The organism is Mycolicibacterium novocastrense, from assembly GCF_001570485.1.
In the GTDB taxonomy this organism is placed as follows: Bacteria; Actinomycetota; Actinomycetes; order Mycobacteriales; family Mycobacteriaceae; genus Mycobacterium; species Mycobacterium novocastrense.
In genome coordinates this window covers 161,607-187,668 of the sequence record NZ_BCTA01000002.1, presented here as the reverse complement: position 1 = coordinate 187,668, position 26,062 = coordinate 161,607, and the positions used below count along the sequence as shown (strand labels likewise).

At 66.4% G+C, this 26,062-nt stretch carries 29 protein-coding genes; 15 read left to right on the top strand and 14 right to left on the bottom strand.

Features of this window, described 5'->3' with window-relative positions; translation table 11 throughout:
- Positions 1-8: 8 nt before the first annotated feature.
- From RMCN_RS01115 to RMCN_RS01100, 4 genes are read right to left on the bottom strand one after another with little or no spacing between them, the layout of a single operon-like run.
- On the bottom strand, positions 9-1,307 hold the full coding sequence (locus RMCN_RS01115) for an acyl-CoA dehydrogenase family protein (RefSeq protein ID WP_067386595.1): 1,299 nt from the start codon (positions 1,305-1,307) through the stop codon (positions 9-11).
- Positions 1,308-1,329: 22 nt separating this feature from the next.
- Complete coding sequence (locus RMCN_RS01110; RefSeq protein WP_067386592.1) at positions 1,330-2,109, bottom strand: enoyl-CoA hydratase/isomerase family protein; 780 nt, start codon at positions 2,107-2,109, stop codon at positions 1,330-1,332.
- A 5-nt stretch (positions 2,110-2,114) separates the two neighbouring features.
- Positions 2,115-3,302 (bottom strand): acyl-CoA dehydrogenase family protein, encoded by a 1,188-nt coding sequence (locus RMCN_RS01105; RefSeq protein WP_067386590.1) that lies wholly within the window; start codon positions 3,300-3,302, stop codon positions 2,115-2,117.
- Complete coding sequence (locus tag RMCN_RS01100) at positions 3,286-4,293, bottom strand: acyl-CoA dehydrogenase family protein (protein WP_064426248.1); 1,008 nt, start codon at positions 4,291-4,293, stop codon at positions 3,286-3,288. The genes RMCN_RS01105 and RMCN_RS01100 overlap by 17 nt, the downstream gene beginning before the upstream one ends.
- 281 nt (positions 4,294-4,574) lie before the next feature.
- Here RMCN_RS01100 and RMCN_RS01095 point away from each other — a divergent pair, with 281 nt between their 5' ends.
- The 4 genes from RMCN_RS01095 (at position 4,575) to RMCN_RS01080 (ending at position 8,243) form a co-directional block, all read left to right on the top strand.
- The gene (locus RMCN_RS01095; RefSeq protein ID WP_064426249.1) at positions 4,575-5,669 is read left to right on the top strand and encodes an amidohydrolase family protein; all 1,095 of its coding nucleotides are present in this window, start codon (positions 4,575-4,577) and stop codon (positions 5,667-5,669) included.
- 37 nt (positions 5,670-5,706) lie between these two features.
- Complete coding sequence (locus RMCN_RS01090) at positions 5,707-6,849, top strand: amidohydrolase family protein (protein WP_064426250.1); 1,143 nt, start codon at positions 5,707-5,709, stop codon at positions 6,847-6,849.
- Position 6,850: 1 nt separating this feature from the next.
- A complete protein-coding gene (locus RMCN_RS01085; RefSeq protein ID WP_064397055.1) occupies positions 6,851-7,243 on the top strand; it encodes a Rieske (2Fe-2S) protein in 393 nt (130 codons plus the stop codon).
- Positions 7,244-7,334: 91 nt separating this feature from the next.
- Positions 7,335-8,243: an alpha/beta fold hydrolase gene (locus RMCN_RS01080; RefSeq protein ID WP_064426251.1), complete on the top strand. Its 909-nt coding sequence runs from the start codon at positions 7,335-7,337 to the stop codon at positions 8,241-8,243.
- Positions 8,244-8,331: 88 nt separating this feature from the next.
- Here RMCN_RS01080 and RMCN_RS01075 read toward each other — a convergent pair whose 3' ends face one another.
- Complete coding sequence (locus tag RMCN_RS01075) at positions 8,332-8,805, bottom strand: hypothetical protein (RefSeq protein ID WP_064426252.1); 474 nt, start codon at positions 8,803-8,805, stop codon at positions 8,332-8,334.
- 36 nt (positions 8,806-8,841) lie between these two features.
- On the opposite strand from RMCN_RS01075, the gene RMCN_RS01070 reads away from it, so the two are divergent.
- The 10 genes from RMCN_RS01070 (at position 8,842) to RMCN_RS01025 (ending at position 18,103) form a co-directional block, all read left to right on the top strand.
- Entirely contained in the window at positions 8,842-10,143 is a 1,302-nt protein-coding gene (locus RMCN_RS01070) for an NADH-ubiquinone oxidoreductase-F iron-sulfur binding region domain-containing protein (RefSeq protein ID WP_064397061.1), read from the top strand.
- Positions 10,144-10,151: 8 nt separating this feature from the next.
- Positions 10,152-10,451: a ferredoxin gene (locus RMCN_RS01065; RefSeq protein WP_231984718.1), complete on the top strand. Its 300-nt coding sequence runs from the start codon at positions 10,152-10,154 to the stop codon at positions 10,449-10,451.
- Positions 10,448-12,103 carry a thiolase C-terminal domain-containing protein gene (locus RMCN_RS01060; RefSeq protein WP_064426253.1) on the top strand — a complete coding sequence of 552 codons (1,656 nt, stop codon included), beginning with the start codon at positions 10,448-10,450 and terminating at the stop codon, positions 12,101-12,103. Before RMCN_RS01065 ends, RMCN_RS01060 begins: the two co-directional genes overlap by 4 nt.
- A gap of 38 nt (positions 12,104-12,141) precedes the next feature.
- Positions 12,142-12,999 carry an alpha/beta hydrolase gene (locus RMCN_RS01055; RefSeq protein WP_064426333.1) on the top strand — a complete coding sequence of 286 codons (858 nt, stop codon included), beginning with the start codon at positions 12,142-12,144 and terminating at the stop codon, positions 12,997-12,999.
- Positions 12,999-13,817 carry an NAD(P)-dependent oxidoreductase gene (locus tag RMCN_RS01050; protein WP_064426254.1) on the top strand — a complete coding sequence of 273 codons (819 nt, stop codon included), beginning with the start codon at positions 12,999-13,001 and terminating at the stop codon, positions 13,815-13,817. Before RMCN_RS01055 ends, RMCN_RS01050 begins: the two co-directional genes overlap by 1 nt.
- Positions 13,814-14,656: an NAD(P)-dependent oxidoreductase gene (locus RMCN_RS01045; RefSeq protein WP_064397069.1), complete on the top strand. Its 843-nt coding sequence runs from the start codon at positions 13,814-13,816 to the stop codon at positions 14,654-14,656. The genes RMCN_RS01050 and RMCN_RS01045 overlap by 4 nt, the downstream gene beginning before the upstream one ends.
- A gap of 66 nt (positions 14,657-14,722) precedes the next feature.
- The gene (locus RMCN_RS01040) at positions 14,723-15,925 is read left to right on the top strand and encodes a cytochrome P450 (protein ID WP_064397070.1); all 1,203 of its coding nucleotides are present in this window, start codon (positions 14,723-14,725) and stop codon (positions 15,923-15,925) included.
- On the top strand, positions 15,922-16,122 hold the full coding sequence (locus RMCN_RS01035; protein WP_064397072.1) for a ferredoxin: 201 nt from the start codon (positions 15,922-15,924) through the stop codon (positions 16,120-16,122). Before RMCN_RS01040 ends, RMCN_RS01035 begins: the two co-directional genes overlap by 4 nt.
- A complete protein-coding gene (locus RMCN_RS01030) occupies positions 16,119-17,324 on the top strand; it encodes a cytochrome P450 (protein ID WP_064397074.1) in 1,206 nt (401 codons plus the stop codon). Before RMCN_RS01035 ends, RMCN_RS01030 begins: the two co-directional genes overlap by 4 nt.
- Positions 17,324-18,103: an alpha/beta fold hydrolase gene (locus RMCN_RS01025; protein WP_064397076.1), complete on the top strand. Its 780-nt coding sequence runs from the start codon at positions 17,324-17,326 to the stop codon at positions 18,101-18,103. Before RMCN_RS01030 ends, RMCN_RS01025 begins: the two co-directional genes overlap by 1 nt.
- A gap of 76 nt (positions 18,104-18,179) precedes the next feature.
- Here the strand turns inward: RMCN_RS01025 and RMCN_RS01020 are convergent, their stop codons facing one another.
- The 8 genes from RMCN_RS01020 to RMCN_RS00985 form a co-directional block, all read right to left on the bottom strand.
- Positions 18,180-18,467, bottom strand: a complete 288-nt coding sequence (locus tag RMCN_RS01020; protein WP_064397078.1) for a DUF1330 domain-containing protein — start codon at positions 18,465-18,467, stop codon at positions 18,180-18,182.
- Between the two features lie 46 nt (positions 18,468-18,513).
- Positions 18,514-18,705: a ferredoxin gene (locus RMCN_RS01015; RefSeq protein ID WP_064397080.1), complete on the bottom strand. Its 192-nt coding sequence runs from the start codon at positions 18,703-18,705 to the stop codon at positions 18,514-18,516.
- Positions 18,702-19,991, bottom strand: coding sequence for a cytochrome P450 (locus RMCN_RS01010; RefSeq protein WP_067386587.1), 1,290 nt, complete (start codon positions 19,989-19,991; stop codon positions 18,702-18,704). Before RMCN_RS01010 ends, RMCN_RS01015 begins: the two co-directional genes overlap by 4 nt.
- Positions 19,992-20,127: 136 nt before the next feature.
- On the bottom strand, positions 20,128-20,973 hold the full coding sequence (locus tag RMCN_RS01005; protein ID WP_067386585.1) for a TauD/TfdA dioxygenase family protein: 846 nt from the start codon (positions 20,971-20,973) through the stop codon (positions 20,128-20,130).
- Between the two features lie 13 nt (positions 20,974-20,986).
- Complete coding sequence (locus RMCN_RS01000; RefSeq protein ID WP_064426257.1) at positions 20,987-21,316, bottom strand: hypothetical protein; 330 nt, start codon at positions 21,314-21,316, stop codon at positions 20,987-20,989.
- Between the two features lie 2 nt (positions 21,317-21,318).
- Complete coding sequence (locus RMCN_RS00995; protein ID WP_064417420.1) at positions 21,319-22,590, bottom strand: aromatic ring-hydroxylating oxygenase subunit alpha; 1,272 nt, start codon at positions 22,588-22,590, stop codon at positions 21,319-21,321.
- A 45-nt stretch (positions 22,591-22,635) separates the two neighbouring features.
- Positions 22,636-23,379: an SDR family NAD(P)-dependent oxidoreductase gene (locus RMCN_RS00990; protein WP_064397089.1), complete on the bottom strand. Its 744-nt coding sequence runs from the start codon at positions 23,377-23,379 to the stop codon at positions 22,636-22,638.
- A 30-nt stretch (positions 23,380-23,409) separates the two neighbouring features.
- Positions 23,410-24,423, bottom strand: coding sequence for a ferredoxin--NADP reductase (locus RMCN_RS00985; RefSeq protein ID WP_064417464.1), 1,014 nt, complete (start codon positions 24,421-24,423; stop codon positions 23,410-23,412).
- An 80-nt stretch (positions 24,424-24,503) separates the two neighbouring features.
- On the opposite strand from RMCN_RS00985, the gene RMCN_RS00980 reads away from it, so the two are divergent.
- On the top strand, positions 24,504-25,574 hold the full coding sequence (locus RMCN_RS00980; protein ID WP_064426259.1) for an NAD(P)H-dependent amine dehydrogenase family protein: 1,071 nt from the start codon (positions 24,504-24,506) through the stop codon (positions 25,572-25,574).
- A gap of 5 nt (positions 25,575-25,579) precedes the next feature.
- Here RMCN_RS00980 and RMCN_RS00975 read toward each other — a convergent pair whose 3' ends face one another.
- Positions 25,580-26,032 carry a MarR family winged helix-turn-helix transcriptional regulator gene (locus RMCN_RS00975; protein ID WP_064417418.1) on the bottom strand — a complete coding sequence of 151 codons (453 nt, stop codon included), beginning with the start codon at positions 26,030-26,032 and terminating at the stop codon, positions 25,580-25,582.
- Between the last annotated feature and the right edge of the window lie 30 nt (positions 26,033-26,062).

Sequence of the window (26,062 nt, the reverse complement as noted above, 5' to 3'; positions counted from 1 at the left end):
CGACCTCCTCAGGTGCGCGGTATGCCCGCGAGTTTGTCGGCGAACTTGGCTTCCGCTGCGGCCCGCTTGCGCAGCAGGTGCTCGGATGGGAACACGTCCGGCGCCGGCTCGACGTTTTTGAGCAGAAGCCGCGCCAGCGTTACCTTGTGCACCTCGGTCGGCCCGTCGGCCAGACCCAGGACGAAGGACTCGGTCAGGTACTGCACGAACGGCATCTCGTGCGACGTGCCCAGCGAGCCGTGGAGTTGCAGTGCCCGCGCCGACACGTCGTGCAGCACCTTCTGCATCATCGCCTTGACCGCTGAGATGTCGGCCCGGACGGCCTTGTAGTCGTTGAACTTGTCGATCTTCCACGCGGTCTGAAGTGTCAGAAGCCGGAACGCCTCAATCTCCATCCACGAGTCGGCGACCATCTCCTGCACCATCTGCTTGTTGGCCAGCACCTCGCCCTGGCTGTAGCGCGAGACCGCCCGCTCGGTGAGCATGTCGAAGATCCGCCGGACCAGGCCGACGGTGCGCATGGCGTGGTGGATGCGACCGCCACCGAGGCGCGTCTGAGCCACCACGAACGCCCCGCCCCGGGGGCCGAGCATGTGGTCGGCGGGCACCCGGACGTTCTCGTAGCGGACGTAGCCCTCACGTCCCCCGCCGCCGAGCGGCTGGTATCCCAGCCCGACGTCACGCAGCACGTTGATGCCCGGCGTGTCGCCCGGCACCACGAACATCGAATACCGTTGGTAGGGCGGGGCATCCGGGTCGGTCATCGCCATGACGATGATGAACGACGCCATCGAGGCGAAGGAGGAGTACCACTTCTCGCCGTTGATCACCCAGTGGTCACCGTCCTGCGTCGCGGTGGTGGTGAACACCTTCGGGTCCGCGCCGCCGTGCGGTTCGGTCATCGAGAAGCAGGACACGATCCGGTTGTCCAGCAAGGGCTCGAGATAGCGCTCCTTGAGTTCGGGTGTGCCGTAATGGGCGAGGATCTCGCTGTTACCGGAATCCGGTGCCTGCGAACCGAAGACGATCGGCGCGCTTTCCGACCGGCCGAGTATCTCGTTGAGCAACGCGAGCTTGACCTGGCCGTAGCCGGGGCCGCCGAGATGGGGGCCGAGGTGAGTCGCCCACAGTCCGCGTTCCTTGACGATTTCCTGCAATGGCGGGATCAGCGCCTGGCGCACCGGATCGCGCAGGTCGTGCGACTCCTTGACGATATAGTCGATCGGCTCGCACTCGTTGCGCACGAAATCTTCGACCCACTCGAGTTGGTCGGCCCAGTCCGGGTCGGTCGAGAAATCCCAGGCCACTGCTCGTCCTTCCGTGTGAGGCTCAGCCGCCGGACCACTTGCGGCGGCGCTGCGCCGCGTCGTCGGTGGCATGGCTGAGCACCTGGTTGCGGTTTTCCAATTCCATCGCGGCGGCCGGTCCGGGCGCATCGGTGTTGGCCTGCAGCGCCCGCTTGGTCAGTTGGACCCCCAGGGGTGCGTGTTCGGCGATGGTCGAGGCGATCTGCACCGCACGGTCGACCAGGCCGTCGGCTTCGACGATCTCGCTGACCAGGCCGCGGCGGTCGGCCTCCTCGGCCGATACGGTACGGCCGGTCAGCATCCAGTCGGCCGCGACGCTGGTTCCGACGATCCGCGGCAGGTGGTAGCTCATGCCCATCTCCGCACCGGACAGTCCCAGCAGGATCGCGGCGTTGCCGAATGTGGCGACATCCGAACAGATCCGGATGTCGGAGGCCAACAGCAGCGCGAGTCCCGCACCCACGCACGGCCCGTTGACCGCGGCTACCACGGGCTGTGGCAGGTCCCAGATCGCCTGTGGCAGAGCAGCCATGGCCTCTTGGAATCGCAGCCGCTCGATCGCGGGCGCGGACTCGTCCACGGCGTCGGGACCGAAGTTGCGCATGTCGATGCCCGAGCAGAACCCCCGGCCCGCGCCGGTGAGCACGACGGCGTTGACCGTCGTGTCTGCGGCGATCTCGGCGAAGGTCCGCCTCAACTCGTCGCGCATGACCGCGTTGATCGCGTTGAGCTGCGGGGGCCGGCTCAATTGCAGCACAACGATTCCGGGGTGGCCCCGGTCGATGTCGAGCGTCTCGGGCACGATGGTCAGCGCCGCGGCAAGCCGAGCACCTGGGTGGCGATGATGTTGCGCTGGATCTCCGAGGTGCCCCCGGCGATCGTCCCGCCGAAGCTTCGGGCGTAGCGCTCGAACCAGCTGGCGAAGTAGTGGTCGAGGTTCATGTGGGCATACGGCCCGCTCAGCGAGGGATGGGTGAGCCCGTCGGCCCCGGCGGCCGTCAGCGCGTTCTCCATCGCCTGCCGCTCGGCCTCCGACCCGAACAGTTTCAGCACCGACACCGACGCGGTGTCCGCCTCTCCGCGTGATGCGCGGGCCAGCGCCGCCGAACCCATCGCCCGCAGCGCCTGGTAGTCCATGATCGTCGTGGCGTACTGGTCGCGTTCGAGCGCGGTACGGGGCCGGAAGTCGGCGATCATGTTGTCGATCCGGTCGGCGAAGCCTAGCCACATCATCGTGCGCTCGTGTCCGAGTGAGCCGTTGGCCACGCCCCAGCCGCCGTTGAGCGGGCCGACGAGATTCTCGGCCGGGACGCGGGCGTCGGTGAAGAAGACCTCGTTGAAGTCGAGGTTCTCCTGGCCGGTCATGTCGGCGAAGGGCCGGCACACCACACCGGGGGTGTCCGTCGGGATGATCAGCGCGCTGATGCCCTTGTGCTTGGGCGCATCCGGGTCGGTGCGCACGAAGGCCAGCAGGAAGTCGGCGTCATGCGCACCCGAGGTCCACACCTTCTGGCCGTTGACGACGAAGTAGGGCCCGTCCGGGCCGTCGACAAACTCAGCGCGAGTCCGTAGCGACGCCAGGTCCGAACCCGCGCTCGGCTCGCTCATCCCCAGCGACGCCGTCTTCTCGGCGCGCAGCACCGGCACCGCCCAGCGGTGCTTCTGCTCGTCGGACCCGAACGAAATCAGCGACGCGGCAATGATGTTGACGCCCTGCGGGTTGAAGCTGTGGTAGATCCGTCGCCGGCACAGCTCGTCGAGATGCACGAACTGTTGCAGCACGGTCGCGTTGCGGCCACCGAACTCCGGCGGCTGAGCGGGCAGCAGCCAGCCGTTGTCGAACAGCAGCCGCTGCCAGTCGCGCGCCCACTGCGGCATGTGCGACACCGACTTCGGCCGATCCAGCGTCTGCGCCTCCGAGGGCAGAAGCTCGTCGAGGAAGGCGGCGAACTCGGCGCGGAACTCCTCGACGTCCGTGTCAAAGGACAGCTGCACTGTTACTCCTGTATTCCTCCGCGATCATCGCGCGATGCTCGGCGGCGCCACCGAGGAGCAGCTCGCCGGCCTTCGCCCGCTTCAGCGCGAATTGAAGGTCGTTCTCCCACGTGAATCCCATGGCGCCGAACAGTTGCAGCCCGTGCCGGAACACGATCGCCTGCGCCTCCCCCGCCGACGCCTTGGCCATGGCGGCCGCCAACCGTCGGCGCGGATCGTCTTCGGCGATGGTCAGCGCGGCGAAATAGGCCAGCGCCCTGGCGCGTTCGATGGCGACATGCATGTCGACGGCCTTGTGCTGCACGGCCTGGAAGGAACCGATCGCGACCCCGAACTGCTGGCGCTGCTTGACGTGCTCGAGCACCAGATCCAGGATGCGCTGGCAGGCGCCGACGGTGCTGACGGCCATACCGGTCAGCGCGACATGGCGGGCGCGTTCGGAGTCGGCGCGGACCCGCACCGTGTCGGGCACCCGAACATCGTCGAACGACACCTCGGCGACGTGCAGGACCGGATCGAAGACCGGGCTGCGCCGCGACGTGACCTGGTCGGCGTCGACAATGAAGACGCCGGCATCGGTGACCACGGCGAAGCGCTCGGCACGGTCACCGTCGAGCACGTGGTGAGCGGTGCCGTCGAGTACCCACCCGTCGGCGACCCGGTGGGCGGACACGCCGTCGTACACCGCCGTGCCGGCCTGTTGCGCATCGAAACGGTCGCCGGCCAACGGCGCGAACTGGGTCAGCGTCGCCAGAAACGGCGTGGGGTCGGTGGCCCGGCCCAGCTCCTCGAGCACGATCGCGAGTTCGACCGCGTTCTCAGCGTCGGCCAACTCGGTCCACCCGGCGTCGACGTAGGTCTTCCAGAGTGGCGCCGGGTCCACCCCGTTCTCGGCGATGCCGCGGATCAGCGAGGCCGGGCACTGCTTGCTCACCGCGTCGCGCACGGTCCCCTGCCAGAGCCGCTGATCGGCGTCGAACTCCAGTAACACCAAGCCTCCCGGGGCCTCGAAGATGGGCAACGCGTCGCAGCGAGAATAACATTCTCCAATCGCGGCGTAACCGTTCTCACGACGTGACTACCACGTTTCGCATAACGTGTGTCATGCAGCTGACCAGCAGACACCCTGACCTGCGCAAAAGTAAGCGTTTTGTCGAGAACTAGATTCTTGCGATTGAAGAACAACGCTTTACACTGGGAGGTGTTCGGCGCTCGCGCAGCGCTCTTCTGCGCCTGCCGACGGCCGGATGACATCGGAGGACAGCCTTGGTGATGCATATTCAGGACGGGACCCCGCCTGGTTACGAAACCCCCGTCATCGATGCCAGCGTGCACATCTTCAGCAAGTCGAACAAGGACTTCCGCAGCTTCCTTCGCGAGCCCTTCAAGAGCCGCGGGTTCCCCGACTACGAGATGGACTGGTACGGCGCTCCCGGCGGCGAGTACGCCCCCGGCACCGAGGATGACCGCCGCTACCCCGGCTCGGACCCCGAGTTCGTCGGCGGGCATCTGTTCGACGAGCGCGGCGTCGACGTCGCAATCCTGCATCCGATGACCCGCGGCATCATGCCGGACCGGCATCTGGGCACCGCGATCGCGGCGGGCCACAACGAGATGCTGGTCAGCCGCTGGCTCGAGGACAACCCGTACGCCGAGAAGTTCCGCGGCACCATCCGGGTCAACCCCGACGACATCTCCGGTTCGCTGCGAGAGATCGCCAAATACGCCGACCATCCCCGGGTCGTGCAGATCGGTGTGCCCCTGCAGTCCCGCGAGTTGTACGGCAAGCCGCAGTACTGGCCGCTGTGGGAGGCCGCCAACGAGGCCAACCTGCCGGTCGCGGTGCACATCGAAGTGGGGGCGGGTGTCCAGTACGCGCCGACGCCGTCGGGCGTGCCGAGGACCTACGAGAACTACGTCAGCTTCATGGCGCTGAACTACCTGTACCACCTGATGAATCTCATCGTCGAAGGGGTATTCGAAAGGATGCCGACGCTGAAGTTCGTCTGGGCCGATGGGGCGGCGGACCTGTTGACGCCGTTCATCTGGCGGATGGACTGTTTCGGGCGCCCACATCTGGAGCAGACCCCGTGGGCGCCGCGGATGCCCAGCGACTACCTGCCCGGCCACACCTACTTCGTGCAGGGCGCGATGGACGGGCCCGGCGATGTGGACTACGCCGGCGAGTGGTTGAGCTTCACCGGCAAGGACGACATGGTGATGTACGGGTCGAGCTATCCACACTGGCAGCTCAACGAGCTGACGGTGCCCTCCGCTTACACCGACGAGCAGCGCGACAAGCTGTGCTGGCGCAATGCCGCCGAGCTCTACGGCATAGACGTCGGTGCCGCAGTGGGCGCACAGTGATAGGGCGTGAGACGCAGTTGAAAGGCAGGGAGCCACGATGACGGTGACAGTGACAGAGCGCAAGCCCGCCGCGGAGCGCGTCGCGGTGCGCTGCGTCGACTCCGACGTTCACCCCACGCCGAGGGCGGGTGAGCTGACGCCGTACATCCCGGAGCCGTGGCGCAGCAAGTACTTCCTGACGCGGCGGATCGGCGACCAGATCTACTACGACGCACCCGACTACGCCCACGCGTACGCGATGCGGGTCGACACCTTCCCCTCGGACGGGAACTTCGCGGGCAGCGACCCCGAACTGGCGTTCAAGCAGCTGATCATGGAGGCGGGCGCCGACATCGCGATCCTGGAACCCGCCGCCTACCCGGCGCGCTTCCCCGAGGTCAACCACGCGATGAGCGTCGCGCTCAACGACTGGCAGGCCAATCACTGGCTCGACAGCAAGAACAACTGGCACGAGCGGTGGCGCGGATCGATCTGTGTGGCGATCGAGGCGCCCGAGGATTCGGCCCGCGAGATCGAGCGCTGGGCCGGCCACCCGTACATGGGCCAGATCCTGATCAAGGCCGAACCCCGCCCGGCGTGGGGTGATCCCAAGTACAACCCGATCTGGGAGGCCGCGACCCGCAACGACATCACGGTGAGCTGCCACCTGTCCCGCAGCCATCACGAGGAGCTGCCGATCCCGCCGGTCGGATTCCCCAGCTACAACCACGATTTCATGGTCACCTACTCGCTGCTGGCCGCGAACCAGGTGATGAGCATGGTCTTCGACGGGCTCTTCGACCGGTTCCCGACGCTGCGAATCGTGTTGGTGGAACACGCTTTCACCTGGATTCTGCCGCTGATGTGGCGGATGGACGCCATCTACGAGGCCCGTAAGTCGTGGTTGGACATCAAGCGCAAACCGTCCGAATACGTCAAGGACCACATCAAGTTCACCACCCAGCCGCTGGACTACCCCGAGGACAAGACCGAGCTGTCGCGCGCGTTCGAGTGGATGGAGTGCGAGAAGATCCTGCTCTACTCGTCGGACTACCCGCACTGGACGTTCGACGACCCACGCTGGCTGGTCAAGCACCTGCCCGAGCATGCCCGGGAAGCGGTGATGTTCAAGAACGGCATCGCGACGTATCACCTTCCCGACACGGTTCCGGCCCTCGAGGGCCAGGTGCGGGTGTTCTGAGTTGAGCGAACAAGAGAAGACGCCCCGGCTGGCCCAGGGGCGTGAGCACGTCGTCGCCACGGTCGACGAGATCCCGCCGGGCAAGCACAAACTGGTGCCGATCGGACGCCACGGCGTGGGCGTCTACAACGTCAACGGCACGTTCTACGCGATCGCCAACTACTGCCCGCATGAGGGTGGACCGCTGTGTTCCGGACGTGCCCGCGGCCGCACCGTGGTCGACGACAGCGTGCCCGGCGATGCGGTGATGGTGCGCGATCTGGAGTACATCTACTGCCCGTGGCACCAGTGGGGTTTCGAACTGGCCACCGGCACCACGGCGGTCAAGCCGGAGTGGAGCATCCGGACCTACCCCGTGCGGGTGGTCGGCAACGAGGTGTTGGTCCAGGCATGATCACAGGTCCCCTTGTTGGCGTGAGCGTGCGTGTTTGCACACGACACGCCGCGAAAATTCAGCAGTTTGCGCACGTTCGCGGAGGCTCAGCATGACCACCACGGAGGCCGCGGGCCCCACTCTCAAACCGGGCGAAGAGACCGTCGAGATCAACGGCGGCCACGTCGTCTACGAAATCCTAGGCAACGAAGGCGAATTCATCGCACTGACGCCGGGCGGCCGATTCAGCAAGGAGATTCCCGGCCTACGGCCACTGGCGGAGGCGCTGGCATCGGGCGGTTACCGCGTGCTGCTGTGGGATCGGCCGAACTGTGGCAAGTCGGACGTGCAGTTCTACGGTAAGAGCGAATCTCATATGCGCGCCGAAACGCTGCACGCGCTGATCACCGGTCTCGGCATCGAGCAGTGCATCATCGCGGGCGGTTCCGGTGGGGCGCGGGACTCGATGCTGACGACGATGCTCTACCCCGAAATCGTCCGAAAGCTGGTGGTCTGGAACATCGTCGGCGGCGTATACGGGTCCTTCGTACTGGGCGGACACTACGTGGTGCCGAGCATCCTGGCCGCCCGCGGTGCGGGCATCGACGGACTGCTGCACGTCGCCGAGTGGAAGGAGCGCATCGGCGAGAATCCTCGCAACGAGGAGCGGTTCAGAGCCCTCGACGTCGACGAGTTTCTGAAGGTGATGTTGCGTTGGCTCAACGCCTTCGTGCCCAAGCCCGGTCAAACGATCCCCGGTGTCGAAGACGAGATGTTCGACAACATCACGGTGCCGACATTGATCGTCCGCGGCGGCGAGAACGACTGGGATCATCCGAAGCGCACGTCGCTCGAGGTCAGCTGCCTGATCAAGGGCTCAACGCTGATCGACCCGCCCTGGCCCGAGGATGCCTGGGAGCGTGCCGGTGAGAAGTTCGCGGCCAGCGGCGGAAAGGACTTCTGCCTGTTCGACACGTGGGTGCAGGCGGCGCCGGCAATTCTGAAGTTCCTGGACAGTTGATGAGCGGATCCACCACAACCGTGAGGGCACATCCTCGTACGCCGGCTACGGCGCTTCGTGTTCGAGACTGCGCGCTCGCCCGGAAGCACTACGTCGTACGGATGTGGACCTCGCAGTTGAGTGAGGCCTCCAGCGCGGTGTGCACCCGACTCTCCGGAACGCGTTCGAGGTCGGCCCTGCGCAACGTCACATATATGACGTCCCAGCCGTCGTCGCCGGGTACCCGTTCGATCTCCCCGGACAGCCCGAGCCCGGCAAGGACGCCGTGCGCATCGTCGTCGGTGCCGCGGCTGATGAACGTCACCACGCCGGGCACCGGCGTGGTGCCGAATGCCTTGTCGCACAGGTCGACCGCGAGCCGACGGAGTTCGTCCTGGTCGTCGCCGGCGATCAACAACTCGACCTCACGGCGTTTCGGCGGCAACCCGGCCAGATCGTTGGCCACCACCTCGATACCGTGCGCAGCCGCCGAATCCCTCAGCCGAGCAAGGCCGTCGTCGAGTTGGGCCGGGCCGAGTTCGCCCGCCGTGTCGACACCGACGCGCACGACCGCAGTCCTCATGTCCGTCAGCCTATCCGCGGGCCGGAAGGACCAGCCATGACCTCTACTGCCACCGATCTCGCCGTCGCCGCCTGGCCGGATTGCGCGCCGCGGCTGTTGCGCCCGTCGGAGGCGGGCACGGAGGACTACGCCGAGTACACCCGGGCGGGCGGATACCGGCCGCTGATCGATGCCGATGCGCTGCTGACGCAGGTCGACCTGTCGGGGCTGCTGGGCCGCGGCGGCGCCGCGTTCCCGATCGGCACCAAACTGCGCACGGTGCACAATGCCCACCAGCGCGGCTCGGAGACCGTCGTCGTGGCCAACGGCGAAGAAGGTGAACCCGCGTCGGTCAAAGACCGCTGGCTCCTGCGTAACCGGCCCCATCTCGTGCTCGACGGTCTGCGCTTGGCGACGGCCGTCGCAGGCGCCCGCCGGGCATACGTCTACGTCTCCGACTCCCCCGCCGCGAACGCCGTCACCGCCGCGCTCAGCGAAGTGCCACCAGAAACGTTCGGCGCGACCGAGATCACCGTCGTCACAGTCGAACCCGGGTACGTGGCCGGAGAAGAGACCGCCGCGGTCCGGCGCATCAACGGCGGACCCGCCAAGCCGACCGACAAACCGCCACGGCCCTTCGAGGAAGGCGTGGCCGGCGTCCCCACCATGGTCAGCAATGTCGAGACGCTGGCCAACCTGCCCTACATCCATGAGCACGGCGCCGAGAAGTTCCGTTCGGTCGGCACGCCGATGTCTCCCGGGACGTTTCTCGCGACCATCACCGGCGGCGGACGACCAGCCGCGCTGTACGAAATCCCGCACGGTGCATCGTTCTCCGATCTGCTGCACCTGCACGGGGTCACCAGCGACGCGGTCACCGGCGTCTTGATGGGCGGCTACTTCGCCGGCCTGGTCAACACCGACATCCTCGACGCGACGCTCGACCACGAGTCGGTTCGCCGGCTCGGCAGCGGTCTGGGATGCGGGGCCATCTCGATCCTCACCGACGACTGCCCCGTCGCCGTCGCGGCCGCGGTGATGTCGTACTTCGACCGGGAGAACGCGGGCCAGTGCGGATCCTGCTTCAACGGCACCGCCGCCATGGCCGCGGTCACGTCGGCGCTGCGCGACGGCGTAGCCACCCAGGAGGACGTCACCCGCCTGGAGCGTTGGTCGGTGGTGCTTCGCGGGCGTGGCGCCTGTGGCACTCTCGACGGCGCCACCAACGTCGCCGCGAGCCTGCTGCGACAGTTCCCACAAGTGGTGGCTCGCCACCTCACCGACGACTGCACGGCCTGTCGCGCCGACGCGTTCGCCGCCGTGCGGCCTTACGAAGTGGAGGCGGTGGCTCAATCATGAGTGAGGGCTTGCGGATTCGGCTCGACCGGACGCTGTGCGACGGCTTCGGGATATGCGCCAAGCACGCCCCGGGGTACTTCTCCCTGGACGACTGGGGGTACGCCTCCCTCATCGGCGACGGCACGGTGCCGGAGAAGGACAGGGACGCGGTGATGCGCGCACTATTGGACTGCCCGGTGCACGCGATCATCTACATGGGCGAACACCGGCCGTCCGACGACACCGCCGTGCATCAGGAGGCACACGAGGTGCCCGAACCCGAACCCAAAACCGATGACAACGAGGCGATCTCGGGATTCGTGCGGTGACAAGACCACTACCCGAGCTGACGGTACTCAACGAGTTTTTCTGGACCGCCGGCGCCGACGGTGTCCTGCGTATCCAGGAGTGTCGTGACTGCACGGCGCTGATCCATCCGCCGCAACCCGTGTGCCGGTACTGCCGGAGCCACAACATGGGCATTCGCGACGTCTCCGGCAAGGCCACGCTGTCGGCGTTCACCGTCAACCACCGGTTCGGCTTCCCGGACCTGCCGCCGCCCTACGTGGTGGCCCAGGTGGCGATCGTCGAGGATCCGCGAGTTCGACTGACCACCAACATCGTCGACTGCGACCCCGACGACCTGAAACTCGGTCAAGTCGTCGAGGTGACGTTTCAACAGCTCGGCGATGGGGCCGGAACTGTCTGGCTGCCCGTCTTCACACCCGGCGCCGACGAACAGAGTGGCCCGGTCGCCGAGGACGAGATCGCACCACAGGACTTCGCCCGTCACGTGAGCCAGCCGCTGACTCGCCAACGGTTCGAAGAGCATTCGGCGATCACCGGAATCGGTGCGTCGCGGCTCGGTCGGCGATTGATGGTGCCGCCGCTGTCGCTGACGATCGAAGCGTGCGAGGCCGCCGTCGCCGACGCGGGTCTGACGTTCGACGACATCGACGGCCTGTCGACCTATCCCGGGTTGGACATCGCGGGCATGGGCGAAGGCGGCGTCGCCGCGCTGGAGGGCGCTCTCGGTCTACGCCCGGCGTGGATCAACGGCGGCATGGATACCTTCGGACCCGGCGGCTCGGTCATCGCGGCGATGATGGCGGTGGCCACGGGTATGGCCCGGCACGTGCTGTGCTTCCGCACATTGTGGGAGGCGACGTTCCAGCAGTTGATGAAGGAGGGCAAGGCGTCACCGCCGGGCGGCGCCCGAACCTCGAGCTGGCAGATGCCCTTCGGTGCGATGTCGGCCGCGCACACGCTGGCGCTCAACGCCCAGCGCCACTTCGAGCGCTACGGCACCACGCGCGAGACGCTCGGTTGGATCGCGCTCAACCAGCGCGCGAACGCGGCGCTGAAACCGACCGCCATCTACCGCGACCCCATGACGATGGACGACTACCTCAACGCGCGGATGATCACGACCCCGTTCGGGTTGTACGACTGCGACGTTCCCTGTGACGGCGCCGTCGCGGTCATCGTCTCGGCCGTCGAAACCGCAGAAGACATGCCCCACAAGCCGGTGTTGTTCGAGGCGGTCGGCACGCAGATCGTCGAACGCACCGACTGGGACCAGAGCACGCTGACCCACGAACCTCAGGTACTCGGTCAGGCCGCCCATCTGTGGACTCGAACCTCGTTGCGGCCCAAGGATGTCGACGTCGCAGAGCTGTATGACGGCTTCTCGTTCAACTGCCTGTCGTGGCTGGAGGCTCTCGGCTTCTGCGGTATCGGCGAGGCCAAGGACTTCCTCGACGGCGGCAAGGCCATCGCCCGCGACGGGGTGATCCCGTTGAACACCCACGGCGGTCAGCTGTCGCACGGCCGGACACACGGAATGGGCCTGATCCACGAAGCCGTCACGCAACTTCGCGGCGACGCGGGCGAGCGCCAGGTGAAGGACGCCAAGGTCGCGGTGGTCAGCAGTGGCGGGCTCACGCCAAGCGGGGCGATCCTGATGCGGACCGACGGGTGAGCCCGCGCCCCCGCGTCGTCCTCGTCGACGGCGTTCCCATGTCGGGCCTTGTCGCACATGCCGACAACCCGGCCGCCGTCATCGTCGCCCTCCACGGAGGTGCCAGCACCGCAGCGTATTTCGACTGTCCCGGCCATCCTCAGCTGTCGCTGCTGCGCGCCGGTCCGGCCCGAGGAATCACGGTGGTGGCGTTGGACCGACCCGGCTACGGCAGCTCGGCGCCCTATCCCGAGGCGATGCACCAACCCGACCAGCGGGTCGCGCTCGCCTATGGTGCCGTCGACAAGGTGTTGGGCCAGAACCCGCGCGGCGAAGGCCTGTTCCTGCTCGGCCACTCGGCAGGCTGTGAACTGGCGGTGCGCATGGCCGCCGACGACCGTGCCGCTCAGGCGGGGGTGCTCGGACTCGGCCTGGCCGGTACCGGGTTGCGGTATGCGGACTCCGCGGCCCAGATCCTGAAGACGACGACGGCCACCCGGCGGCCGGTGGGGCTTCGCGACCTGCTGTGGGAACCCGCCGACCTGTATCCGCCCGAGGTGCTCTCGGGTATCACGAACTCGTCGACGGGCGCGCCGTACGAGGCGGACATGACGAAAAACTGGCCGCGGCGGGACTTTCCGGCGATGGCTGCGCGGGTCGAGGTGCCCGTGCAGTTCACCGTCGCCGAACACGAGCGGGTGTGGCGCACCGACCCCGAGTCGCTGGCCGACATCGCCGCGGTGTTCACCGCCGCGCCCCGCTTCGTCCTCAACGAACAGGCCGGCGCAGGTCACAACATTTCGCTGTCCTACGCGGCCGCGGACTACCACGACAAAGTGTTGTCGTTCGTCGAGGAATGCGTCGCGGCCCGAAGAGGCGCCGAGGACAAGGCCGAGCAGAAAGTGGAGGCGGATTGATGCGCGTCGGATTCATCGGACTGGGCAGCCAGGGCGGCCCCATGGCCCGCAAGATCGTCGAGGGCGGGTTCGAGACGACGCTGTGGGCGCGTCGGGCGGCCAGCCTCGAACCGTATGCCGGCACGGCAGCCAAGTCCGCGAGCACGCCTGCGGAGTTGGCCGCGGCCAGCGATCTGGTCTGCCTGTGCGTGGTCGGCGACGACGACGTGCGCGAAGTCCTCAACGGTGAGAGCGGTGTGCTCGCCGGCCTGGCCTCCGGCGCAACCATTGCCATCCACAGCACCGTACATCCCGACACCTGCAGGGAGATCGCCGAAGCCGCTGCCAAACAGGGTGTTTCGGTCATCGACGCGCCGGTGAGCGGCGGTGGGCCCGCCGTCGAAGAGGGCAAGCTGCTGGTGATGGTCGGCGGCGAGGAGGACGTCGTCGAACGCTGCCGCCCGGTGTTCGCGACCTATGCCGACCCAATCGTGCATCTCGGCCCGCTGGGCAGTGGACAGGTCACCAAGATCCTGAACAACCTGCTGTTCACCGCCAATCTCGGCAGCGCGCTGAGCACTCTCGATCTCGGTGAGTCCCTGGGTATTCCGCGCGTGCGCCTTGCCGAGGTGCTCAACGGTGGATCGGCAACCAGCAAGGCGTTGGGCAGCATCGCGATGTTCGGCGGCACGGTCGAGGCACTGGCGCCCATCGCAGGCGCGTTGCTGCAGAAGGACGTTCGGCACGCGGCCAGCATCGCGGCCACCGCATCGGCACCGGAGGGATCGGTGTTCACCGTGGCCGACACGGCGCTGCAGAACATGGACCACCCGCGGTGACGCGGGTCGGTTTCGTCGGGGCGGGGCGCATGGGCGCGCCGATGGTGCGCCGCCTTATCGAAGCCGGTCACGAGGTCCGCGCACTCGGCAGGACCGACGAGAAATGCGCCGCGCTACGCGATATCGGCGCGCAGCCCGTGACCCGTGCGGCCGACGTCGCCGACGGGGCCGACGCCGTGGCGATCTGCGTGTTCACCGACGAGCAGGTCAGCCAGGTGTGCCTGGACGACGGCCTGGCCGCGGCCATGCAACCGGGCGGTGCGCTGATCATTCACACGACGGGCAGCCCGGCCACCACGCGAAGGCTGGCGGCCGAGTTCACCGACATCGACGTCGTCGACGCGCCGGTCAGCGGCGGCCCGCACAACATCGCGGCCGGCGAGGTGACCCTGTTCGTCGGCGGCGCGCACGCCGCGGTCAACAAGGTCCGACCGGTGCTGGCCAGCTACGGCGACCCGATCCTGCACGTCGGCGAGATCGGCGCGGGCCAGGCCGTCAAGCTCGTCAACAACAGCCTGTTCGCCGCCCAGATCGGTCTGCTGCGCACCGCCGTCGACCTCGGCGCCCGCCTCGGCGTCCAGGAGGCCGAGCTGCTCACCTCGCTCACCCACGGCAGCGGGACCAGCCGGGTCGGCGAGTTCATCGCCGCGCGGGGCTCGGTTCAGGGCTTCGTCACCGACGTCGGCGAGTTCATCGGCAAGGACGTCGCGGTGGTTCGCCAGACGGCGGGCGAGCTGGGCAGTGACCTTGGCCTGCTCGACGAGGTCATCGATGCCGGGATCCTGGCCATAAACAGCGGCGATTCCCCTTACCAGGAGGCATCCGGTGAGGCATACTAGAGGCGTTACATTATTGCGGCCTCGCGTAACGGAAGCGGTCGACAGCCCGCCGCGAAAGAGGAGACCATGACCAAGCCCAAACTCGTGTTCGACCCGGTGTCGCAGGAGTTCTTCGACAACCCGTACGAGATCTACCAACGGATGCGCGACGAAGCGCCCCTCTACTACGACGAGGAGCAGGACTTCTACGCGCTGACGCGGCACGCCGACGTGGCCGCAGCGCTCAAGGACCACGAGTCGTTCTCCTCATCTCGTGGTTGCGACCTGGCGATGGTGCGCTCGGAGGAAGGCCCGCACAAGTCGATCATCTTCATGGACCCGCCCGAGCACCGGCACATGCGCAGCCTGCTCAACAAGGCCTTCACCCCCCGGGCCATCCAATCGCAGCGCGAGAACATCACCGAACTCGTCGAGCAGTACCTCTCGAAGGTCGATCCCGACAACTTCGATGTGGTGCAGGATTTCTCGGGTCCGTTCCCGGTAGAAGTGATCACCCGGATGGCGGGGGTGCCTGAGGAGTTTCGTCAACAAGTCCGGCGCTGGATCGACATCAGCCTCCAGCGCAAGCCCGGCCAGCTCGAGCTGTCCGAAGAGAACATGCAGGCCAACATCGACTCGGGCATGTACTACTACGGCCTCGTTCAGGAGCGGCGGCAGAACCCTCTGGACGACATGATCGGCCGGCTCATCCGCGCGGAGATTCCCGGTGAGAACGGTGAGATGCGCCAGCTCGACGATCTCGAGATCACCGGATTCCTAGCACTTCTCGGTGGCGCCGGCGCGGAGACGGTCACCAAGCTCGTCGGCAGCGCGGTGGTCGAGTTCGCCCGCCATCCCGAACAGTGGCAGATGCTGCTCGACGACCGCAGCCTGGTGCCGGCCGCCGTCGAAGAATTGCTGCGCTACGTCGGGCCGGTGCAGTACAACGTGCGCTACACGCTGAAGGAAGCCGAGGTGCCCAGCGGCACCATTCCCGCGCACAAGCCGGTGTTCCTGATGAAGGCGGCGGCCAACCGCGATTCCCGCGCATTCGACAACGCCGAGACGTTCGACATCACCCGGGATCGCACGCAGTCACCGAACCTCGGACTGGGCTACGGCATTCACAGCTGCCTTGGCGCTGCGCTGGCCCGCCTGGAAACCACGATCGCGCTCGAGCACCTGCTCGATTTCATGCCGCGTTACGAGGTGAACTTCGACGGCCTCGAACGCGTGCACATGCAGAATGTGGCCGGATACCACCACGTCCCGGTGAAGGTGTTGAAGTGACTCAAAAGATCATCGTCGACTTCGGGCTCTGTGAGAGCAACGGAGTGTGCATGGGCATCATCCCCGAGGTGTTCGATCTCGACGAGGAAGACTACCTACACGTGCTTCAGGAAGAAGTGACGCCCGAGAACGAGGAGCAAGTCAGGGAAGCGGTGCGACAGTGCCCGCGCCAGGCGATCTCGATCGAAGACGCATGACCACGTCGAAAATCGTCTTCGACCCGTTCTCGCAGGAGTACTTCGACGGACCGTGGGAGATCTACCGGCGCCTGCGCGAAGAAGCACCGGTCTACTACAACGAGGAACTCGACTTCTACGCCTTGTCGCGGCATGAAGACGTATCCGCGGCTTACAAGGACTTCGCCACCTACTCGTCGGCATACGGTCTGGATCTGGCGACCATTCGCTCTGACGAGCCGATGCCGGCCAAGATGATCATCCTGATGGATCCGCCCGAACATCGCCACATGCGCAGCCTGGTGAACAAGGTGTTCACCCCCCGGGCGATCGAGGCGATGCGGCCGATGGTGACCGAGACCATCGACAGGTACATCGCCAAGGCCGATCCCTCCCACTTCGACGTCGTCAGCGACTTCTCCGCATTCTTCCCGGTCGAAGTCATCACCCAGATGCTGGGCGTGCCAGAGGAACATCGGCAGCAGGTCCGAGAATGGGTCGACGCGTCGCTGCATCGCGAGCCCGGCCAGGTCGACATGTCCGAAGAGGGTATGCAGGCCATCGGCGAAGCCATGGGGCTGTACTTCCAACTGATCCAGGAGCGGCGCGCTGACCCGAAGGACGACATGTTCAGCCGCCTGGTGGCCGCCGAGATCACCCGCGAGGATGGTGAGAAGGAATCACTCGACGACTTCGAGATCGCCGGATTCGCAACGCTTCTCGGTGGTGCTGGCGCCGAGACCGTCACCAAGCTGGTCGGCAACGCGGCGGTCACGTTCGCCCGTCACCCCGACCAGTGGCAGAAGCTTCTCGATGACCGCAGCAAGATTCCCGCCGCAGTCGAGGAACTGCTGCGCTACGAGCCGCCGGTGCACTACAACGTGCGGCGCTCGATGCGCGATGTGGAACTGCACGGCGTGACGATCCCCGAGGGCAAGCCGGTGTTCCTCCTGCAGGCCTCGGCACACCGCGATCCCGAGGCATTCACCGACGCCGACACTTTCGACATCGACCGCAACCGCACCGAGGCGCAAAACCTGGGCTTCGGCTACGGCATTCACAGCTGCCTCGGTGCGGCGTTGGCCCGGATGGAGACGGCGATCGCACTCGAGCGGCTGCTCGACCTGATCCCCAAATATGAAGTGCTGTGGGATGACTGCCGTCGGGTGGCGATGCAGAACGTCGCGGGCTGGTCGCATGTTCCGGTGCGCGCCCTGAGTTGATGCGATTCGTCTTCGTCCACGGGGGCTTTCACGCCGCCTGGTGCTGGGAGCGCGTGATCGACGAGCTGACGGCGATGGGCCACGACGCGGTCGCGGTGGACCTCCCGGGACACGGTGCACGCGCCGACGAGGAGTCGACACTGGCCAACCGGCGCGACGCGATCGTGGAAGCGTTGCGGGCAGCCGGTTCGGCTAGCAGCGTTCTCGTCGGACATTCGGGCGGCGGCTTCGACGCTACGCTGGCGGCCGACGCCGCGCCCGAATTGGTCAGCCACATCACCTACCTCGCGGCGGCGCTGCCCCGTGAAGGTCGCACCTACCCCGAAGCGATGGCGATGCGCGACGACGGCGACGAACTAGGCGAGGATTTCGACGCCGACGTCGGAGAGATGTTGGGCTACCTGAAGTTCGACGACGATGGCGCGATGTGGTTCGCCGACTTCGAAGGCGCGTGGCGGTACTTTTACCACGATTGCGACGAGGCCACCGCGCGCTGGGCGTTCGAGCGCCTCGGTCCCGAACGCTTCGGCGACACGACGGTGACGCCGGTATCCGTGCCGCGGTTCTGGGAGGCCGATCTCCCCCGCAGCTTCATCCGTTGTCTGCAGGACCGGTCGATGCCGCGCTGGCTGGCCGACACGGTGAGCCGTCGCCTCGGCGTTGAACAGTTGACCATCGACGCCTCGCACTCGCCGTTCCTGAGCCGACCGCGAGAACTCGCCGAGTTACTGGTACACGCCACCACGACGACGCCGACCGGCCCGCTGGTTTCCGCCTGAAGTCGCGCCGAGACCAACGATTTGGCGGCTTTTGCTCGAATTCTCCCGCCAAAACGTCGGTTTGGGCGACAGCGAATCAGCCCAGCCCGTGCAGGATGACGCCGTTGCAGTCGGCGGCGGCCTGACGCAGCTTCGCGGCGGCCTGGTACTCATCGGAGTAGTACCACGCCTTGGCCGCTTCCTCGGACTCGAACTCGAGCAGCACGGTCTGCGTGCCGTGCCAGGTGCCCTCGATCACCTCGGCCTTCTGATCGAATGCCAGCAGCGTCGCGCTGGCCATCGTCTGGCTGGCCACCTTGCCGTACTCCGCCATACCGTCGGGATCCTTGACGTCCTCGGTAATGAGGATGTACGCCTTCGCCATTCGAGCTCCTTCGTGTTGGATGCCGGCACCGCGCCGACGTCGCTTGTCAGTCGATCTCGCGGATCGCGCGTTCCGGGCAGTTGTCGATCGCTTCGCGCGCCGCGGATTCCAGTTCGGCCGGAACCTCTTCCGGGTTCGCGACCGCCCAACCGTCGTCGTTGAGCTCGAACACCTCGGGGCACAACGTCAGGCACATGCCGTGTCCTGCGCAGCGATCCTCGTCGACGGTGACCTTCATTCGGCATCACCCGAGACCACGTCGAACTCCAGATGAAGTTCGGTCAGCCCGCGCAGGATGTACGTCGGGATGTAGTTGTAACGACGCTCCCCCGCGGGGCCGTGATGGGCTTCGCTGATCCGAATGTCGGTGGTGCGGTCCAACAGTCGCTCGAGCCCGACACGGGTCTCGGCCCGGGCCAGCGGCGCGCCCGGGCAGCTGTGGATGCCGCGGCCGAACGCCAGATGCTGGCGGGCGTTCTTGCGCTCGGGATCGAAGTTGTCCGGATCCTCGAAGCGGCGCGGATCGCGGTTGGCCGCACCGTTGATCACCATCACGGTGCATCCGGCGCCGAGGGCCTGGTCGCCCACCGTCGTCGGCACTCGCGACAACCGGAAGTCGCCCTTGACCGGACTCTCGATGCGCAGGCACTCCTCGATGAAGTTCGGCAGCAGGCTGCGATCGTCGCGCAGCTTGCGCTGGATGTCGGGCCGGTCGCCGAGCACCTTCAGCGCGGTCGACAGCAGCCGCACCGTCGTCTCCTGGCCTGCGGAGAACACGTTGGTGGCGACGCGGACCACGTCGGCCACCTCCGGCACCGTGCCGTCAGGGAACGTCGCGGTCGCCAGCCCCGTCAGCACGTCGTCGCGCGGTTCGCGACGACGGTCTTCGATGTACTCGGCGAACACCTCGTAGAGGTACTCCAGCGGTGTCTTCGTCAGGGTCTTGTCAGCGTTGCCCAGCCCGCCGCCGTGCGTGCCGCGGGCCAACCGCTCGAGCAACTCCGGCCGGTCCTCGTCGGGCACCCCGAGTAGATCGGCGATCACCCGCAGGGTGAACGGAGCGGCGAAACCGCTGATGAACTCGCCTTCACAGGATGCGAGGAAATCGTCGAGGATGTCGTCGGCGAGCTGCCACATCGCGTCCTCATTCTCCTTGAGGCGCTTCGGCGTGATCAGCCGCATCAGCAGGGCGCGGTGGTTGGTGTGCGTCGGCGGGTCGAGCGTGGGCAGCTGGTCGCTGAACGGGATCTCGTCGCGGTGTTCGACGATCAGGTCGGTGACGTCGTCCCCTTCGAGCGGAACGGGGAAGCCCGGGAACGGACCGGTCACGGAGATGCACGACGAGAACGTCTCGGCGTCGTTGTAGACATCCACGGCCTCTTGCCAGCCGGTCACCATCGTCACGCCGTAGTGGTCCTCACGGGCGACCGGGCACTTGTTGCGCAGCGCCTCGTAGAACGGGTACGGGTCGTCCGTCAGGCGCCCGTCCCGGAAGAAGTCGACCGTGGTGAGGTCCTCGGTCATGCGCCCTCCATTTCGACGATCTCAACGTACGAGAACGTGATTCTCATATCTGGGTATCAGATTTCCATAGCGGCACGCCCTGCGTCAACGCGCGGGCGCGCGAGTCCGGTACTCAGCGCCTATGCGCCGACGCGATTCACTGGATCGGCTCGTCACCCAGCACCGTCGTGCGCAGCATCTCGCGGGGTGAGTTCGGGTCATAAGGCGCGGCGCGGTGCAGAACTCCGTTGTTGTCCCAGATCACCGTGTCGCCGACGGTCCAGCGGTGGCTGTACACCAGCTGCGGCTGGGTGGCGCGGTCGAGGAGTTCGGCGAGAAGCGCCCGACCCTCGTCGACGTCCATACCGACGACGTAATCCGCCGACGCACCCAGCACCAGCGACTTGCGGCCGCTGCGGTGAGTCCACACCAACGGGTGCTCATGGGTGGGTCGCGACCGCCATTTGGCGACCAGCTCGGGCGACGGGTCCGGCGTGACCCGGCGTTGGGAGGCCTCCAGCGAATGCACCACCCGCAACGCCCCGAAACGCTCCTTTTCTTCGTCGGTGAACGCCTCGTAGGCCGCATATGAGTTCGCGAACTCGGTCTCGCCGCCGGTCTCGGCGACCTGCTTGGCCGAGAGCACGGTGGCCTTCTGCGGGCACTCGTCGTTGGTGGGCGTGCATCCGTCGATGTGCCAGTCGAACGTGGCCCGCAGATAGTCCGCCGAAGCGTTCTTCGACTTGTCGAGCGTCACGGGGTAGATGCCGGCGACCGGATGGTGGCCGTCCGACGAGTGGTCGATCTCGCCGAGCCGCCGGCAGAACGCCACCTGCGCCTCCGGCGTCAGCCCGAGCCCGGGAAACACCAGTACGCCGTTGTCCTCCAACGCATCCAGAATCGCTGCGCCCAGCGCGTCGTCGTGGGCCAGCGCGTCGGAATCGACGTCGGTCACCTCCGCGCCGACCGATGCGGTCAGCTTGGTGATGGTGAGCAGGCTCATGGTGTCTCCTTCGTCATGGCACCGGCGCGCTGACGCGGTTCATCACCGCGTCGGCGGAGTCGGCGGGTTTCTGGGTACCGAACACCTCGACGGCCATCGACACCATGATCATCGAGTAGATGAGATGCAGCAGGTTCAGCACGTCTTCGGGCAGGTCGTCGAGCGGGAACTTGTCGCAGTAGTCGATCGCTTCCTCGAAGCGCGGCGTGAACGCGTCGTAGAACTCCCGGATCTGCGGCATCGGGGTGGCCATCCGGGTGGCCCACCTCTCGGCTTCGGTTGGCAGGCACCACGTCTCGGCGAACGACTCGAACTCCGCGAACGCACTGGGCAGACGCGTCATGGTCACACCCCCACCGGCGAGCGCTCGGCCTTGTACTCCTCGACCCACTTGACGGCCTCGTGGTGCAGGTGGCGCACCAGGATCTCCTGGTCGCTGAGCGGATAGTCGTCGACGATCGGCTCCCCCAGGCCGTACTCCAGCGCCGCCTGCGTGCCGCCGAGCATTCCCGCGTCCTGCAGCGCGAACTCCTTGAGCACCACCGAAGCGACCTCGTGTTCGATGCGCTCGCGCACGGTGCGGGCGGGATGGAATGCGTTGTAGGCCTCGAACTTATGGGTGTTGTGCGACGTCGGCCAGTACCGATACAGCAGATACCAGCCGTGATAGATGAGGATCTCCAGGTTCGGGAAAATCTGGAAGTTGGTGATGCCCCAGGGTTCGATGCCACCGGGGTTCAGGCCGGCCGACTGATGCGTCTCGGGGGTGCGCCACGGCCCCACGAGCCCAGAGCGCGTGACCCGTTCGACCGGGTACATGTATTCCGGGTCGAGCAGCCAGCGCCGGGTGCCCGCCGTCGACACCAGGCGGTGTGGTCCGTCGATCTGGAAATGACCGCATTCGAACGTCGCGTTCGGCTGGCGCACCGCGCTGGGCACCTGCTGCGAGTGCAGCGAGGGCACGTGGTAGTACTCCTGGAACGCGTCGGCGAAGATCTTCCAGTTGCTGTTGTTGCGCGCCTCGAATTCGTAACGCTCGGTCATCAATTCGAACGGATAGTCGTCGAGCGCGGTGATCATCGGGCCGAGGAACTCGCGCAGCGTCCACCGCGGCTCGGGATCGAAGTTGATGAAGATGAACCCGTTCCAGACATCGCACTGCACCGGCTTCAACCCGTGCCGCTGGTGGTCCAAACCGAAGAACTCGCCCTCCTGCTGCACGAAGGTCAGATCGCCCTTGAGGTCGTAGCGCCACCCGTGATACTTGCAGGTGAACTGTCGGCAGGTGCCCTTGACCTCTTCGTGAGGAAAGTCGTTCCACACCAATTTGTTTCCGCGGTGACGGCAGATGTTGTAGAACGCGCGGATCTGCTGATCCTTACCCCGCACCACGATCACCGACGTCTTGGCGGCGTCGATCTCCTTGGTCAGGTAGCTTCCGACGCGCGGCAGCTCCTCGACACGCGCGACGTTGAGCCAGGCGCGTTTGAAGACCGCTTCGCGTTCGAGCTCGTAGAACTCCGGCGAGATCGAGTCACGGAACGAGATCGGTCCGGTCCCCAGCTGCGGATAATGCTCAGTCCAGCTACCCTCGGCGGGCTTTGGCCACTTAGCCATGGAAACCTCCGTGTCGTGTTCGGTATGCGGAAAACGGGGCGGCCATCACAGCACCGACCCGCCGTTGACGCCGAGAATCTGACCGGTGATGAAACCGGCCTCCTCAGAGCACAGGAAGCCCACGGCCGCGGCGATGTCCTCGCCGGTGCCGAGGTGGCCGAGCGGGACCGTCGCGGCCATCTGCTCGTTCGACGGCAGGTGTCCGGACTGCTGACCGGCATGCTGCATCGGTGTCTCGATGGCCGACGGCGGGATGTTGTTGACCGTGATCCCGGCCGGTCCGTACTCGCGCGCAAGCGATTTGGTCAGCGAGAGCAATGCACCCTTGGACGCGGCATAGTGCGCCATCCGGGGAGAGCCGCGCTGCGCACTGGACGACGAGATCATCACGATGCGACCCCAGCCCGCGTCGAGCATGTCGGGCACGGCCACCTGACAGCAGTGGAATGTTCCGGTGAGGTTGACGTCGATGAGCCGCTGCCACGCCTCCGGCGTGATGTCGGTGAAAGCCGCCCAGTCCACGGCACCGGCGCTGGTGACCAGGATGTGCACCGGCCCCAGCTCGCTCCGCACTTTCGCGAACGCCTCCTCGACCGCCGGACGATTGCTCACGTCGGCGGCCACTCCCAGAGCCGTCACGCCGTCCGCCCGCAGCTTCTCGGCGACCCGTTGGGCCGCTTCGCCGTTGACGTCGAGTACGGCCACCTTGTGCCCACGACGGCCGAGCTCGTGGCACGTCGCCTCCCCCATGCCCGAAGCACCGCCAGTCACCACCGCGACCCGAGTCATCGCGTCCGTCCCATCAGCCGACCTCGTCTTCTACTCATAGATCATGTGGACCGTTCGGCTCGTCGGCAGCGACTGGCATGTCAGCACCCAACCTTCGGCCACTTCGTCGTCATCGAGCGCATCGTTGTTGAGCATGCGAGCGCTTCCGGACACGATGCGCGCCATACACGTTCCGCATGAACCCGTCTCACATGACGAGGGCGCACGCAACCCCGCCATGCGCGCGGTCTGCAGCAGCGTGTTACCCGACCGGTAGGGCGCGATGGTGGACTTGCGATCGAGTTCGATGACCACCTCCTCGGTTTGCTCCGACGTGGCGGCGACCTCGTCGGAAACCGGTGCCACCGTGAACCGTTCGAGGTGAAGCCGCTCGCGCGGCACGCCCATGCTCAACAGCGTGTTCTCCACCGTGTCCATGAACGGCCCCGGACCGCAGATGTAGTAGTCGACGTCACCGCTCGCCGATGCGAATGCCTCGACCGCCGCGGCCTGCACGACGCCGGCTTCGTCGTCGAAGTGGTTGGTCACCGACAGGCGCTCGGCGTTGGCGGCGGCCAGCGCTGTGAGCGGCTCGCCGAAGATCACCGAATCGCGGCTTCTGTTGGCGTAGAACAGCCTGACCCGCCTGCGGGTGCTCACCAACGCCGAGCCGATCAGCGAGAAGATCGGGGTGATACCGCTGCCGCCGGCGAACGCGACGATGTCGCGCTCGGTGTCGCCGAGCAGGAATCGACCGTCGGGTGGCGAAGCGTGAATCTCGACACCCACCTGCGCGGTGTCGTTGAGCCAGTTCGAGACCAGCCCACCCGGGTCGCGCTTGACGGTGATCTGCAGGTCGTTGCCGTTGTGCGGGCACGATGACATCGAGTAACACCGGCGGTGGTCGTCTCCGTCAACCCTGACCTGCAGCGTCAGGAACTGACCCGCCTTGTAGACGAAGCGATCAGAGCAGTCCGCCGGAACATCGAGAACCAGCGACACGGCGTCGCTGGTTTCGTGCACCACGCGTTTGATGCGCAGTCGGGCGAACTCGTCATCGGACATCGTCACCACAGTATCAAGTACTTGCGATTGATCTCAAGCACTTGATGCGGCCCCGTGTGCCGATGACGTAGCGTGACCGAATGCAACGGCATCGCGTCATCGCATGGGGCACCGGCGCCGTGGGCGTCGAGATGATCACCGCGGTGCTCGACAACCGGTCGGCGTTCGATCTGGTCGGGGCGCGTGTGTATTCCGCGGATAAGGACGGTGTCGATGTCGGGACCCTGGCCGGCCGCGACCCGATCGGCGTCGCCGCCACCACGGACGTGGATCGGATACTCGCCCTCGACGCCGATTGCGTGCTGTACACGCCCCGTAACACCGAAGTCGACGAGGTGTGCGCGATCCTGGCCAACTGCAAGAACGTGGCCACGACCGCATTCTTGTTCCACCCGCGTCGCATCCGGCCTGCGGACCGCGATCGGTTGCTCGACGCGTGCAAGACCGGCAACAGCACCGTGCACGGAAGCGGTCTGAATCCGGGCAACCTGTCCGGCGTGCTGCCGTTGGCGTTGTCGGGGATGAGCCGCACCATCGACAGGGTGACTCTGCAGGAGCGCGCCGACTGGTCGGTCTACGACAGCACGGCGATCACGTTCGACAACATGTGCTTCGGAGAACCCGTCGAGACCATCAGCCCCACGGGCACCGACTTCCTCGCGTTCAACAGCGCGATCTTCAGCGAGCAGGTCTGGCTCATCGCCGATGCGCTCAACGCGGGCATCGACGAGGTGACCGCCTCGGTCGACGCCGTCGCGGCCACGTCCGACCATCAGATCTTCGACCGCGTCCTGGCCGCGGGAACGACGGCGGGCCAACGGTGGACGTGGTCGGGCCGACGCAACGGTGAGACACTGGTCGAGATCGAGACGCTGTGGACGGTCGGCAACGAGTACCCCACGCATTGGCCGAAGCCACAACACGGCTGGACGCTGACCATCGAGGGTGATCCGTCGATGCGCACCCACTTCTTCTCCCTCGCCAGCTTCAGCCGCGATGCGAGCATGGCCGAGCACGTGCGCTCGGCGAACGTGGCGACGGCGATGCAGGTGCTCAACGCGGTGCCCGCGATCGTCGCCGCGCCCGCGGGATTCGCGACCATGGCGGATCTTCCGTTGATTCGCAGCCACATCGGCTTCGGCAACGGCTGAGTCGATCAGTCGCCGATGTGGTCGTCGGCCATCGTGTGCCCGGTACCCTTCACGACCACCCGGGCCAGCAGGTCACGCAGCGTCTGCTGCTCTTCTTGAGTGAGGACGCCGAAGACGGCCTCGTGGGCGGCGATGGCATCGCTGACGACCGCGCCTGCGACCTTGCGTCCCTCAGAGGTCAGGTACGCCTTCAGGATTCGCGCGTGGTGCGGATCGGGTTTACGTTCGACCAGCCCCCGCTGCTCCAGAGACTTGACCGCCAGTTGCACCCCCTGCGGGGTGATCAGCAATCGGCGCGCGAGTTCGGCTCCGGACAGGCCCGGCTCGTTGGCCAGTTGCCGCAGCACACCGATCTGGGCGGTGCTGACGCCGTGCTGGCCGACCGCGTCGTTGACGGCGGTCAGCGCGAAGTACCAGGCCTGCTTCAGATGCCACAGGATGTTGTCGCCGAGTTCCATGCCCAGTTCTGCGTCTGTTTCCCCAGCCAC